This is a genomic window from Bacillus sp. FSL K6-0972 (assembly GCF_037976035.1).
Lineage (GTDB): Bacteria > Bacillota > Bacilli > Bacillales > Bacillaceae > Bacillus > Bacillus haynesii.
Genome location: NZ_CP150260.1, coordinates 2,738,099 through 2,750,916 on the forward strand (window position 1 = coordinate 2,738,099; position 12,818 = coordinate 2,750,916).

At 45.7% G+C, this 12,818-nt stretch carries 16 protein-coding genes; 7 read left to right on the forward strand and 9 right to left on the reverse strand.

Going from position 1 to position 12,818, the window contains the following annotated elements; genetic code table 11:
• Window positions 1–127: 127 nt before the first annotated feature.
• Window positions 128–736 (reverse strand): superoxide dismutase SodA, encoded by a 609-nt coding sequence (gene sodA, locus MKX80_RS13805; RefSeq protein WP_154997097.1) that lies wholly within the window; start codon window positions 734–736, stop codon window positions 128–130.
• 183 nt (window positions 737–919) lie between these two features.
• On the reverse strand, window positions 920–1,402 hold the full coding sequence (locus MKX80_RS13810; protein ID WP_154997095.1) for a DUF456 domain-containing protein: 483 nt from the start codon (window positions 1,400–1,402) through the stop codon (window positions 920–922).
• A gap of 157 nt (window positions 1,403–1,559) precedes the next feature.
• Between MKX80_RS13810 and MKX80_RS13815 the strand changes: the two genes are divergently transcribed.
• From MKX80_RS13815 to ispG, 3 genes are all read left to right on the forward strand, one after another.
• A complete protein-coding gene (locus tag MKX80_RS13815; protein WP_268332956.1) occupies window positions 1,560–2,318 on the forward strand; it encodes a DUF1189 domain-containing protein in 759 nt (252 codons plus the stop codon).
• 84 nt (window positions 2,319–2,402) lie between these two features.
• Window positions 2,403–2,708 carry a LysM domain-containing protein gene (locus MKX80_RS13820; RefSeq protein ID WP_234111983.1) on the forward strand — a complete coding sequence of 102 codons (306 nt, stop codon included), beginning with the start codon at window positions 2,403–2,405 and terminating at the stop codon, window positions 2,706–2,708.
• 106 nt (window positions 2,709–2,814) lie between these two features.
• Window positions 2,815–3,933 (forward strand): flavodoxin-dependent (E)-4-hydroxy-3-methylbut-2-enyl-diphosphate synthase, encoded by a 1,119-nt coding sequence (ispG, locus tag MKX80_RS13825; protein WP_094777424.1) that lies wholly within the window; start codon window positions 2,815–2,817, stop codon window positions 3,931–3,933.
• Between the two features lie 38 nt (window positions 3,934–3,971).
• Here the strand turns inward: ispG and MKX80_RS13830 are convergent, their stop codons facing one another.
• Window positions 3,972–4,343, reverse strand: coding sequence for a cell division protein CrgA (locus MKX80_RS13830; RefSeq protein WP_154997089.1), 372 nt, complete (start codon window positions 4,341–4,343; stop codon window positions 3,972–3,974).
• 137 nt (window positions 4,344–4,480) lie between these two features.
• On the opposite strand from MKX80_RS13830, the gene MKX80_RS13835 reads away from it, so the two are divergent.
• Window positions 4,481–5,065: a hypothetical protein gene (locus tag MKX80_RS13835; protein WP_216930266.1), complete on the forward strand. Its 585-nt coding sequence runs from the start codon at window positions 4,481–4,483 to the stop codon at window positions 5,063–5,065.
• Window positions 5,066–5,135: 70 nt separating this feature from the next.
• Here MKX80_RS13835 and MKX80_RS13840 read toward each other — a convergent pair whose 3' ends face one another.
• The 4 genes from MKX80_RS13840 to MKX80_RS13855 all read right to left on the reverse strand — a co-directional run bounded on the left by MKX80_RS13840 (window position 5,136) and on the right by MKX80_RS13855 (window position 8,209).
• Window positions 5,136–5,567 carry a Fur family transcriptional regulator gene (locus tag MKX80_RS13840; RefSeq protein WP_154997085.1) on the reverse strand — a complete coding sequence of 144 codons (432 nt, stop codon included), beginning with the start codon at window positions 5,565–5,567 and terminating at the stop codon, window positions 5,136–5,138.
• Window positions 5,545–6,405 carry a metal ABC transporter permease gene (locus MKX80_RS13845; RefSeq protein ID WP_043928708.1) on the reverse strand — a complete coding sequence of 287 codons (861 nt, stop codon included), beginning with the start codon at window positions 6,403–6,405 and terminating at the stop codon, window positions 5,545–5,547. Before MKX80_RS13845 ends, MKX80_RS13840 begins: the two co-directional genes overlap by 23 nt.
• Window positions 6,405–7,181, reverse strand: a complete 777-nt coding sequence (locus MKX80_RS13850; protein ID WP_154997081.1) for an ABC transporter ATP-binding protein — start codon at window positions 7,179–7,181, stop codon at window positions 6,405–6,407. The genes MKX80_RS13845 and MKX80_RS13850 overlap by 1 nt, the downstream gene beginning before the upstream one ends.
• Before the next feature lie 143 nt (window positions 7,182–7,324).
• Window positions 7,325–8,209 carry a YitT family protein gene (locus MKX80_RS13855; RefSeq protein ID WP_154997079.1) on the reverse strand — a complete coding sequence of 295 codons (885 nt, stop codon included), beginning with the start codon at window positions 8,207–8,209 and terminating at the stop codon, window positions 7,325–7,327.
• A 129-nt stretch (window positions 8,210–8,338) separates the two neighbouring features.
• Between MKX80_RS13855 and MKX80_RS13860 the strand changes: the two genes are divergently transcribed.
• Window positions 8,339–8,593: a DUF2624 domain-containing protein gene (locus MKX80_RS13860; RefSeq protein WP_244958269.1), complete on the forward strand. Its 255-nt coding sequence runs from the start codon at window positions 8,339–8,341 to the stop codon at window positions 8,591–8,593.
• 26 nt (window positions 8,594–8,619) lie between these two features.
• On the opposite strand, the gene MKX80_RS13865 is transcribed toward MKX80_RS13860, so the two are convergent.
• Both MKX80_RS13865 and MKX80_RS13870 read right to left on the reverse strand, forming a co-directional pair.
• Window positions 8,620–9,513, reverse strand: a complete 894-nt coding sequence (locus tag MKX80_RS13865) for a deoxyribonuclease IV (protein WP_154997075.1) — start codon at window positions 9,511–9,513, stop codon at window positions 8,620–8,622.
• An 11-nt stretch (window positions 9,514–9,524) separates the two neighbouring features.
• Window positions 9,525–10,844, reverse strand: a complete 1,320-nt coding sequence (locus MKX80_RS13870; RefSeq protein WP_154997073.1) for a DEAD/DEAH box helicase — start codon at window positions 10,842–10,844, stop codon at window positions 9,525–9,527.
• Between the two features lie 256 nt (window positions 10,845–11,100).
• Between MKX80_RS13870 and vrrA the strand changes: the two genes are divergently transcribed.
• The gene (vrrA, locus tag MKX80_RS13875) at window positions 11,101–11,748 is read left to right on the forward strand and encodes a VrrA/YqfQ family protein (protein ID WP_154999442.1); all 648 of its coding nucleotides are present in this window, start codon (window positions 11,101–11,103) and stop codon (window positions 11,746–11,748) included.
• A gap of 120 nt (window positions 11,749–11,868) precedes the next feature.
• On the forward strand, window positions 11,869–12,813 hold the full coding sequence (locus tag MKX80_RS13880; RefSeq protein WP_154999441.1) for a 4-hydroxy-3-methylbut-2-enyl diphosphate reductase: 945 nt from the start codon (window positions 11,869–11,871) through the stop codon (window positions 12,811–12,813).
• Window positions 12,814–12,818 lie beyond the last annotated feature (5 nt).

Below are 12,818 nucleotides of genomic sequence, written 5' to 3' on the forward strand. Positions count from 1 at the left end.
ATTAGTCTGTCTCATCAAAAGTCAGTTATGTACTTCAGAGCAAAAGAAACGAAAAACAAACAGACGCTCCGCTTCGCGAACAACATAAAAAGGCCCGCTTCTCGCGGGCCTCTTTTCTCAAGCTGGATTATTTTGCTTCGCTGTAAAGGCGTGCAACTTCATCCCAGTTAACGACGTTCCAGAATGCTTTAATGTAATCTGGACGGCGGTTTTGGTAATTCAGGTAGTATGCGTGCTCCCATACGTCAAGACCTAAGATAGGGGTCTTGCCTTCTGAAAGAGGAGAATCTTGGTTTGGCGTGCTTGTGATTTCAAGCTCGCCGTTATTGACAACAAGCCATGCCCAGCCGGAGCCAAAACGGCCAGCTGCTGCAGCGGCAAAGTCTTCTTTGAATTGATCAAAGCTGCCGAATTTGCTGTTGATGGCTTCTGCCAATTCACCAGTTGGAGCGCCTCCTCCGTTTGGAGAAAGAAGTTTCCAGAACAATGAGTGGTTGGCATGTCCTCCGCCATTGTTGCGGACAGCTGCACGAATGTTTTCCGGTACAGCATCAAGGTTTGCAACAAGCTCTTCAACAGATTTGCTTTCAAGATCTTGTTTGCCTGCCACCGCTTCGTTTAATTTTGTAACATATGTGTTATGGTGCTTCGTATGGTGAATATTCATCGTCTCTTTGTCGATGTGAGGTTCTAACGCATCGTAAGCATAAGGTAATTCTGGAAGTTTGTAAGCCATTATCAATTCCTCCTTAATATTGTATGTATTGAAATGCCGCCTTTAGCAAGCCTTTCCTCTTTCAATGTATCAAAAGAAAAGGCTTGTTTCAATGGAAATGCTCACAAAATGATCACAAGTGCATTTCAAGCGCTCACTAAACTTTATCCTTTTCCCCTTGTTTTTAAACATCCAGGGGAAATTTTAGAGCACGGTATATAAAAAGTAGCCGATCATGATTAACTGGATCACGCTTTTAGCTAAAACCCCGGAAATAAAACCGATCAGCGAACCGATTCCAATTTTAGCGGCAGTTTTGATGTCCTTCTGATGGACAATCATCTCACCTGCCAAGGCCCCGATAAACGGCCCCAAAATGATGCCTGCCACCGGTATCACAAACGGTCCGATCAAAAGGCCGATCGTACTGCCCCATATCGCCGCCCTGCTGCCGCCGAAGCGCTTAATACCGAGGAGATTTGTAATATAGTCAGCGGCAAACAATACGGCTGTAAAAATGCCTTCAATGATCCAGAATAGGTAGGAGTAATGCCCGAATGTAAATAAAAACCCGTATAGAACAAATCCGGCTACAATGAAAACGACGCTCGGAATAATGGGATAGACAAGGCCGATGAAAGCAATGACGAACATCGCCGCAATGATGATCCAATATAAAACGTCCATCCGAATCCCCTCCAATCGATTGTGATGCTTCATATTATACCCATTTTTCTGAAAGGAAACTTCCGCAGCCCCTGTTGATTGATAAGTTTTCTTGTATTCGTTCTTTTGTGACGATACAATAATGCAGATACATTATAGAAATAGGAAGTGAAGACGAATGAATTTATTTCAGCGATTTTTTAAAAGTACATATTCCCCTCACGCTATTGGCAAACTGCGTTTCCAAGGCATAGGGAAAACGATTTTATACGTATTTTTGCTCAGCATCATCGCCGCTCTCCCGAACCTTTACCATATCAGCAACGGAGTGGTGAATACGATGAACAGCTTTCAGTCAGCTGTGAAAGAATTCCCCGCTTTCTCCATAAAAGACGGCTCACTGCAAACAGATGCAAAGAAAGCGATTGAATCACAGTCATTCGGATTTGTCATCGTTTTTGATCCGAGCGGCTCTTATGAAACAAAACAGATCGAAGACAAACGGAATTCCGTCGGCATCCTGAAAGATAAGTTCGTCATCGCCATTGACGGCCAAGTTCAGGAAATGCCGTACACAATGCTTCCCGAGGACATGTCTAAGGATGATATCCTTTCTTTAGTTGATCAAAATAAAGCGGTGATTGTTCCCGTCCTGTGCGTGCTGCTGTTTTTGGCGACCGCAGCCGGAAAATTCATTGATGTCTCGGTTCTTGCCGTCATCGGGCTGATCATTCGCAACGGGCAGAAGAAAATGCTCTCCTATAAGCAGCTTTGGGTGATGTCTGCATACTCCATCACGCTCGCAACCGTGTTTTTTGCAATTATGGACGCGCTGGAGGCGGTGGTTCCAAGTCAGTTCCTCCTGAACTGGTTTGTGAACTTTATCATGCTGTTTCTCGCCATTAAAGAAACGCCGGCTTCTAAAGCAGCAAGGTAAAGCGGACAGGGGCAAATTTGTTGTCATGTTGAAAGAGGGACAAGCGTAACATAATAAAAAATGCACGAAATGGGGACAAATCAGATGAAACGTGTAATTGTGCTGTTTTCGATTTTGCTCGCCCTGTTCATAGTTTATTATGATTTGAAATCAGGCACCATCCCTCAAAACGCCTTGCCGGCTTCAACCATGGCAGCAGAAGCTTCGGCTGCAAGCCTGCAATATAAGACCGTTACGGTAAAACCCGGACAGACGGTATTTTCAATCATCGGGAACAGCGCCGTTCCGGCCGACAAAATAGCCGAAGATTTTGAAGCGCTGAACCCGAATGTTAAGGCGAGCCGCATTCAAGCAGGAGTCACTTACAAGTTTCCCGTTTATGCTGATTAAGCGTTAATTTCTTGTCAGTTTCATGAACGGGCTGTTACAATAAGACTTGTAAACGATTTGGTATAAGAAAAGGAGCAACCGTCTCCGAATTATACTTAAGGAGCGAATTCAAGTGAGTGAAATCACACATCGTACAAAAACGCGTCCCGTTAAAGTGGGACCTTTAACAATAGGCGGCAATAACGAAGTCGTCATTCAAAGCATGACAACAACGAAAACGCATGACGTTGAAGCAACCGTCGCCGAAATCAACAGACTCGCAGAAGCGGGATGTCAAATCGTCCGCGTCGCCTGTCCTGATGAACGGGCTGCAGACGCCATTCCAGAGATCAAAAAGCGGATATCCATCCCTCTTGTCGTGGATATTCATTTTAACTATAAACTGGCTTTAAAAGCGATCGAAGGCGGAGCCGATAAAATCCGCATCAATCCGGGAAACATCGGCCGCCGCGAAAAGGTTGAAGCGGTTGTCAACGCAGCGAAGGAAAAGGGCATTCCGATCCGGATCGGCGTCAATGCAGGCTCTCTGGAAAAACGAATCCTTGAGAAATACGGCTATCCGACAGCAGACGGCATGGTCGAAAGTGCACTGCACCACATTAAAATTCTCGAGGATCTCGATTTCCACGATATCATCGTCAGCATGAAGGCGTCTGATGTAAATCTGGCGATTGAAGCGTATGAAAAAGCGGCTAAAGCATTCGATTATCCGCTTCATTTAGGCATCACCGAATCGGGAACACTGTTTGCAGGTACAGTGAAAAGCGCCGCCGGTCTCGGCGCGATCCTTTCAAAAGGGATCGGCAATACATTGCGAATTTCTTTAAGCGCGGACCCGGTCGAAGAAGTAAAAGTCGCCAGGGAGCTCCTGAAATCTTTCGGGCTCGCTTCCAATGCGGCAACATTGATTTCCTGCCCGACTTGCGGACGGATCGAAATCGATTTGATCAGCATTGCCAATGAAGTCGAAGAATACATCGCTAAAATCAAGGCGCCGATCAAAGTTGCCGTACTCGGCTGTGCGGTCAACGGGCCCGGAGAAGCGCGCGAAGCCGATATCGGGATTGCCGGTGCACGCGGTGAAGGCCTCCTGTTCCGCAAAGGCGAAATCGTCCGGAAAGTGCCTGAGGAAACGATGGTCGAGGAATTGAAAAAAGAAATCGACAAGCTCGCTGAAGAGCATTATGCCAAACAAGCGGCAGAAAAAGAAAAATTAAACACATGATAAAAAAAGCTTGACGGATATCCGTCAAGCTTTTTCCGTTAGAAAAACGGGGTGATGAATATGCCAAGCACCAAGGAAACTGCACCGATACCCATTGCCCATGCTCCTAAGCCAGCTGCTCCTTGTCTTCTGGCTATATAACCGACAATGATCCCTGCAATTCCTAACAGCACTGGAAGCATAAACAAGGAAATAATCGAAAGCGCAAGCGCAATATACCCGGTTACACGTCCGCCGGCAGCATCGGCATCGTTACGCGCTTCTCCGTTGTCCCCGTTATCCGTACGATAGGTCGGGGCAACTTCTGCTGCTGTTTCTTCTAAAAATTCATCATTATCTAAAGTCGCATCGACTAGGTCAGCATCATAACCGGCTCGGTCACGATCGCGAACATTTTGATCTTTTTCCATTCGATATCCCCCCTCTTTAATCCATAAAGGAGCATTTATAGTTTAAGCATTTTAGCCCGATTCATGTTTGCTAAACTTTGCTGTAAATGTTAAAAGATTATGATACACTGGAGGAATGGATGATAAGGAGTGTGGACATGTTACATTTAGGAATCGATATTGATGGAACGATCACTGCCCAGGATACTTTTGTTCCCTATTTGAACGAGTCGTTCAGCCTCTCCATTACATTGGAAGATATTAAGGAATATGACTTAACAAAGCTGCTGAATATATCTCAAGAAGATTTTTGGAAATGGATGAACGAAAACGAGCCCCGCATCTATCAGGAAGCATTGCTGGCTCAATATGCCAAACAGACGCTGGATGAGCTGAAAAAGCAGCATAAGCTGATATACATTACAGCAAGAAGACACCATCTGGAGGATATCACCTTTGATTGGTTCGAGAAACGCGGCATTCATTATGACCATATAGAACTTGTCGGCGGTCACGATAAACTGGAAGCCGTCCACAGGCATGAGATCGATGTTTTCTTTGAGGACCACCACGGGAATGCGACCATGATTGCAAAAGAAGCAGACATTCCGGTTCTGTTGTTTAATACGCCGTACAATCAGCTTCCAACCGATTCAAACATCGTCAGAGTCAACAGCTGGCTTGAAGCCGCCGAATGGCTGAAAAAGAACGAGAAAACGATTAAAGCCGCAAAAAGCATGTAAGATAAAGTCTCTTACATGCTTTTTGCGTTAAAAAAGGCATATGGCTTTAAAACGCCATATGCCTCTTTTCTTACTGCGCTTCCGCACTTTTTTCTTCACATCGCGGGCAGGTCCCGTAAATTTCAAACTTATGGCCGCTGATCTGATAGCCGTCAAGATCGTCTGTCAGCTTTTCCATCGGACATAGCTCGATTTCCTTTGTTTTGCCGCACACCATGCAAATAAAATGGTGGTGGTGGTGAGCAGCAGAACATTTAAAGCGGAACAGCTTTTCACCGGAAAGCTCGGTTGTTTCCAAAATGCCAAGTTCTTCAAACAGCGACAAATTTCTGTAGATTGTATCAAAGCTTAACCCCGGATAATCATCATTTAAAGCGGAAAGGACATTTTTCGCCGTTAAATATTTATCAGAATCACTAAACAGCTGAAGCATATCCTCCCGTTTGCTTGTATATTTATATCCTTTTTCCTTCAGTAAATCAAGCGCTTCCTGTACGTTCACGGCGAATCCTCCTTTTGACTTTATTATAACTGATACAAAGTATCAGGATAAAGATCGACAGCAGCACGATCGTTCCCCCCGGTGCCAGATCGAGATGATAGGCAAGCACCAGGCCGACGATGACGGAAAGTTCACCGAATAGAATCGATAAGAAAATCGCCTGCTTAAACCCTTTGGCAATGCGCATGCTCGCAGCGACAGGGAGCGTCATCAGCGCTGAAACGAGAAGCGTACCGACGATTCTCATTGAGGCGGCGATAACAAGCGCAACGATCAAAATAAAAATAAAATGAATCCACTTTGCAGAAATCCCCGAAGCTTTAGCATGCTCTTCATCAAACGACAGAAGAAACAGCTCTTTAAAAAGGGAAAACACCACGATCAGAACGGCTGCGGAAATTCCGACGATCACCAGCATGTCTTCCCTCGAAACAGCGCTGACGCTGCCGAATAAATAGCTGAACAGATCCGTATTGAATCCGTCCGCAAGCGAAATGAAAATAACGGAAATGCCGATTCCCCCCGACATGATAATCGGGATCGCCAGCTCCTGGTAATGTTTGTAAACCGTTCTCAGCCTCTCGATGATTAAAGAGCCGGCAACGGAAAACGCCATTCCGAAATAGATCGGGCTGACTCCGGCGAGCACTGCAAACTGTTTGCCTGCATACAGGCTCGCCGCTATGCCGGCTAAAGAGACGTGGCTGAGCGCATCTGCGATCAGCGACAGGCGCCTGACAACGATGAATACGCCGAGCAAGGGCGCGATGAGGCCGATTAATATTCCTGAAATAAAAGCGTTTTGCAAAAACTCATAATGAAAAAAAGGTGTCAGCATTATTCGTGTCCTCCATGATGATGGTGATTGTGGCTGATGGCTTGAACATCATGCCCGTAAAATTGAGACAAGTCTTGATCTGTCATGGACTCAAACTCTTCTGTATTGCCGTGAAAATGAAGATGCTTATTCATGCAGGCAACGTGTGTGACTTTATCGGAAACCGTGCCGACATCATGGGTGACAAGAATGAGCGTAATGCCTTTTTCACGATTCAATTTCTCCAGCAGCTTGTAAAACCCTTCAACTGTTTTTTGATCAACTCCAACCGTCGGCTCATCAAGAATGAGCAGCTTCGGTTCGCTCACAAGCGCTCTCGCGATGAAAGTTCTCTGCTGCTGTCCTCCCGAAAGCTCGCCGATGTTTCTGTCTTTCAGGGATGTGATGCCGACGGCTTCAATCGCATCATCCACCTTCTGCTTATCGGCTTTGGACATGCGTCTGAATAAGCCAAGCTTTGCGGTTAAACCGCTTGCCACCACTTCATAAACGGAAGCGGGAAAACCGGTGTTAAAGCTGTTTGCTTTTTGGGATACGAAGCCGATTTTGCTCCAGTCCTTAAATTTTCTGAGAGGGACGCCGAACAATTTAAGTTCGCCTGTCTGCGGCTTAATCAGCCCCAGGATGCATTTCAGCAATGTCGTCTTTCCCGATCCGTTTGGACCGACCAAGCCGAGAAAAGTCCCTTCTTCAATTTTCAAATTGATATCTTCTATCACATTTCGATGATCATAGGAATATGATACATGCTTCATTTCAATAATAGGTTGTTTCAATACGTTCACCTTCAAATTCTCCAGAATCATTACGATTTATCGCACAAAAAGAAAATGGCAGCCGAAAAGCAGCAAGCCATTTTCACGATTGACCAGTTCATCTTTAAATTATACATATAAACTAAAAAAAAGTAAATAAAAGCCTAATGGATGGCGTTTTTGAACTTTCCTCCACGCGTTTCGTGCGTGTCCATAATCGTTATAAAAGCATTGTGGTCAATATCGAAAACAATCGATTTCAGCTTCGTCACTTCAAGCCTGGTCACAACGGCATAAATCACTTCTGTGTCCTCATCGGAATAGCCGCCTTTCCCTTTGAGCTTGGTCGTTCCCCGGCCGAGGCGATGCAGCAGCGCATCGGAAATCTCCTCATATTGATCTGAAACGATGATGACCGCCTTCGTCTCATCAAGCCCTTGAATGACGGCATCAATCGTCTTCATCGCAATATAATACGTCATAACCGAAAACATCGCCTGCTCAAGGCCGAACACAAAGCTCGCCCATGCAAAAATAAAGACGTTGACGAACATGACAAATTCGCCGACTGAAAACGGCAGCTTTTTCGTAAGCAAAATGCCGAGTATCTCAGTTCCATCCATAGAACCGCCGTTACGAATAACAAGCCCTACGCCGAATCCGAGCAGAAGACCGCCGAATACGGCTGCCAGGATGGGCTGAGTCGTAACCCCTTCTACATGATGCAACAGTGTTTCAATAATTGACAAGCTGATGATTCCGATCAGTGTTGAAATTAAAAACGTCTTTCCGATGTGCTTGTAGCCTGAAAACATAAACGGAATGTTGAGAACGACGACGAGAAGTGCGAAGTTGATATACGGAGTATCTTTAAAAATGTAGTCCAATATTAGCGAAATGCCGATAATGCCCCCGTCAATAATGTTGTTCGGCACTAAAAATAATTCGATGCTGGCGGCTGCGCAGGCAGCTCCGACGAGAATCATGACGATCCGAAATGCCATTTTGACCGCTGATTCTTTTTTATGCTGTTTTTTGGTCTTTGCCATGCTGTCTCTCCTTTTCCCAAACTGGTCAAACCTTCCCTTATCATAATCATATCATTTAACAGACTGAAATAAAAAAATGACACATTTTTAATTTTACGCCATACATTAGTTCAGAGGGGAGGAATGGACGTGATTTTATTTCAAAAAATCGTGCTGCAGCGTTTAAATCAGGTCACGGCTGACGAGGTGCTAAAGTACGCTAAACAATACGGAATTCAAGTAACAAAAACACAGGCCCTTGAAGTGGAAAAGCTTGTGAAAGGAAAAAACATCAATATTTTTAATGAAGAAGAACGAAATAAACTGCTCAAGCAGGTGGAAGCGGTCACTTCAAAAGAAGCGGTGCAGCTTTTGAACCAGCTGTTTGCTCAATACGTATCATAAAAAGGGGAGCTTATATGCCCCCCTTTTTATTGCTGCTTGATTTTTTCCAGCAGCCCTTCATCAAACTGTTTATTTTTGAGCATTTCAATTTCAAACCGGTAAGGCGGCTTTTTGTTCTTTTTATCTTCTCCTACATAAGGCGTTTCAAGGATTTTTGGAACATCTTTCAGCTGATCGTGGTGAACGATGTATTGAAGCGCATCAAAACCGATTTCTCCGAATCCGATGTTTTCGTGGCGGTCCTTTCTCGCGCCTCTGACATTCTTGCTGTCATTAATATGAAGCACTTTTAAACGGTCGATTCCGACGATTTTATCGAATTCGTTTAAGACGCCGTCAAAGTCAGATACTACATCGTAACCCGCGTCATGGGTATGGCATGTATCGAAGCAGACGGATAAATGCTCGTTGTGCGTAACGCCGTCGATGATCTGTGCCAGCTCCTCAAACGTCCGCCCGCATTCTGAACCTTTGCCGGCCATCGTTTCCAAAGCGATCTGCACATTTTGATTCGGGTCGATGACCTCGTTCAATCCTTCGATGATTTTTTGAATGCCCGTTTCTGCGCCTGCTCCTACATGAGCTCCCGGGTGAAGAACGATTTGTCTGGCGCCGATCGCCGACGTCCTTTCAATTTCAGAACGCAAGAATTCGACACCGAGCTCAAATGTAGCCGGATTTGTTGTATTGGCGATATTAATAATATACGGGGCATGAACGACGATATCAGAGATGCCGTTCTCTTCCATGTGAGCCCTTCCCGCTTCAATATTCAAATCCTCGATTTTTTTCCTGCGCGTGTTCTGCGGCGCTCCCGTATAGATCATAAATGTATTGGCGCCGTAGGAGCTTGCCTCCTGACTGGCCGCAAGCAGCATATGTTTTCCGCTCATTGAGACATGTGAACCGATTTTCAACAAAACTGTTTCCCCTACTTTCCTTTTCTAAATTGCTTTCTTTTTTGCTGTCTTTTTATTTTTTTGATTTCCGTCTGCATTTTCTTCTTATATCCAGGCTTGACTTTTCTCGGTTTTTTTACAAACCGCTTGGCGGCCTCATCCGTTTCATCAGGCGTTCTTTTTCGGTTCTGCCGGCGCTTGCGGTCATCGATCTTTTTCCACTCGCCTTTTTCAATCCTCATGTTTTCAAACACGATCCCCATTTGTTCAAGCTTCACAAGTGCATCTTCGTCAGATGTATCATAAAACGTCATCGCTGTTCCGGATGTTCCGGCGCGTGCTGTACGGCCGACCCGGTGGACGTAAAAATCAAGATCATCAGGCAGTTCATAGTTAATGACATGGCTGACGCCTTTAATATCGATTCCCCTTGCAGCCAAATCAGTGGCTATGATATAGGTGAATTCCAGATCGCCGATTTGCTTCATCACTTTTTTTCGTTCCCGTGGCGTAAGCCCCCCGTGAAGAAGTCCGACTTTCATCCCTTTGTCCGTCAGATAAGCGGCGATCTCGTCGGCCGTTGTTTTTGTATTGGCAAAAACAATCGCCAAATACGGATTTAAATGGGTCATAACCTCGAGCAACAGCTCATTTTTATCCCTGTGCCTGGAAGGTATCAGCACGTGTTCTATTTTTTCGGCCGTGATGTGCTTCGGCTCAACATGCGCATACCTCGGATTGGCCATGTATTTTTTCAGAAAAGGCTTTAATTTTTCGGGAATCGTTGCGGAAAATACAAGCATCTGCAAGCCTTCCGGCATATGCGACCCGATAAAATCGACATCTTCCAAAAATCCCATATCAAGCATTAAGTCCGCCTCGTCAATAACGAGCGAACCGGCTTTATGAACATCGAGCGCCTGTTCCCTGATCAGATCCGCAATTCGCCCCGGCGTACCTACCACCAGATGGGGCTGCGTTTTTAATTTGTCAATTGATTTTTGTTTATCGGTACCGCCGATGAAACATTTCGAACGAATCGCTTCATCAGACCCTAAAAACTTGGTGATTTTCAGGACTTCCTGATGAATCTGGTTGGCGAGCTCCCTTGTCGGAGCCGTAATTACGACTTGAACGAACTCTTTTTCAGAATCGATCCTGCTTAAAAGCGGGAGCAAATAGGCATGCGTTTTTCCCGTACCTGTCTGCGACTGCCCGATCGCGCTCTCACCTTTCAGCGCCGCAGGGATTAACCGCTTTTGAATATCAGTCGGCTCATAAAAACCCAAGTGGTGAACAGCCTCTATAATAAACGGCTTTAAATCGTACATTTCAAATTTCGTTTGCTTCATTTTCCCAACTCCTTCTTGGAAAGCCGTTATTCCGACGCTCCAAGCTTTATCCTATATGGCTGAATTGTGCGCTTATGTATCCTTTTTTATGCCGCACTGCTTAAAAAAAGGCTGATATCATGTCCATCATTAAATTATAACTGATCCTGCAGAAAAAAACCATCACCCCCGCCCTATTCGGGCCAGCGGGCAAAGGCACTTTGCTACCGTTGGTGCATACCCTATCAAGAGAAGGATTTTGAAAGGAGGTACAAGTATGTTTCAGCAACAGCCGATGAGAAATCAGCCAAGGCCGCAGGTGCCGCAAAGGCCTGGCAGAGCCTTGATGCCGAGACATCCGGGGATGGGAATGCAGCCCCCTCAAGCGCAGCAGCGTGGCTTGCAGCAGATGTTTCAACCAATGGGTGCCGCCCAGCAGCAAGCAGGCGCGCGAGGAGGAGGGATTCAGGGTTTGCTCTCAAAATTTCTTCCCGGATCTGCCGCATCCGGGGGAACAGGAGCGGGGCTCGGTGGAACCGGAAGCGGCCTTGGAGGCATTCAGGGTCTGGCCAATCCGTCTACCATTTCAAATATGCTCGGCAATGTTCAAAAAGCGCTCGGTGTAGCCCAGCAAGTAACACCGATGATTCAGCAATACGGACCGCTCGTCCGCAATCTCCCTGGAATGGTGAAAATGTTCAGACAGCTGAATTCCGATGATACTGAAGCAGATGACAGCGAACAACAAAAAGACGAACCGGAAAACAAGACCGAAACGAGCGGTGAAAAGAAAGAAGAAATAAAAGTGTCTTCCAAAAAACCCGACAAATCCAAAACGGAAGAAATCAGAAAAAAACAGAGCCGTTCAGCCCCTCCGTCTGCAAAAAGAAAAACCGGAGGATCAAAACCTAAACTGTATGTATAACATTCTTTGATATCTCCTGCTGGATCAGATATAATGAGGTCTATAGAGACTGCAAAAATAAGCCGTTTTTTACGGCTTTTTATCATGCCCGGCTCTTACTTCTTTATAGGAGGACTAAGAATGAACGTAATTAAAATATCGCCGCGCGGCTATTGCTACGGTGTCGTCGACGCCATGGTCATCGCGAAAAACGCGGCTCTCGATAAAAGTCTGCCGAGACCCATATATATTTTAGGAATGATCGTTCACAACAAACATGTCACGGACGCATTTGAAAAAGAGGGCATTTATACGCTTGACGGCCCGAACCGGCTCGAGATTTTGAATCAGGTCGACAAAGGAACGGTGATCTTCACCGCTCACGGCGTTTCGCCCGAAGTCCGCAAAATAGCTGAGGATAAAGGTCTTGTTGCGATTGACGCCACCTGCCCTGATGTGACAAAAACTCATGATTTAATCCGTAAAATGAAAGCGGAAGGCTATCACGTCATCTATATTGGAAAAAAAGGACACCCGGAGCCTGAAGGAGCAGTCGGCGTCGCCCCGGATATCGTTCATCTTGTTGAAACCGAAGAAGATGTGGAAAGGCTGGACATTGAAGCGGAGAAACTGATTGTCACGAACCAAACGACGATGTCCCAATGGGATGTCCATGATATTATGGAAAAAGTAAAAGAAAAATATCCGGATGTTGAATTCCATCAGGAGATTTGCCTGGCCACTCAGGTGCGTCAGGAAGCGGTCTCCGAGCAGGCGAAAAAAGCCGATTTGACGATCGTTGTCGGCGATCCGAAAAGCAATAACTCGAACCGTCTCGCCCAGGTCTCCGAAGAAATCGCGGGCACGAGAGCATACCGGATCGGCGATTTAAGCGAATTAAAGCTGGAATGGCTTGACGGCGTGGAAACCGTCGCTGTAACGGCCGGCGCATCGACCCCGACCCCGATTACAAAAGAAGTCATCCGCTTTTTAGAACAATTCGATCATGAAGATCCGTCAACATGGAAGATCAGTCACGAAGTACCGCTGCAAAAAATCTTGCCTAAAGTAAAAGCAAAAACCTGAAGCTC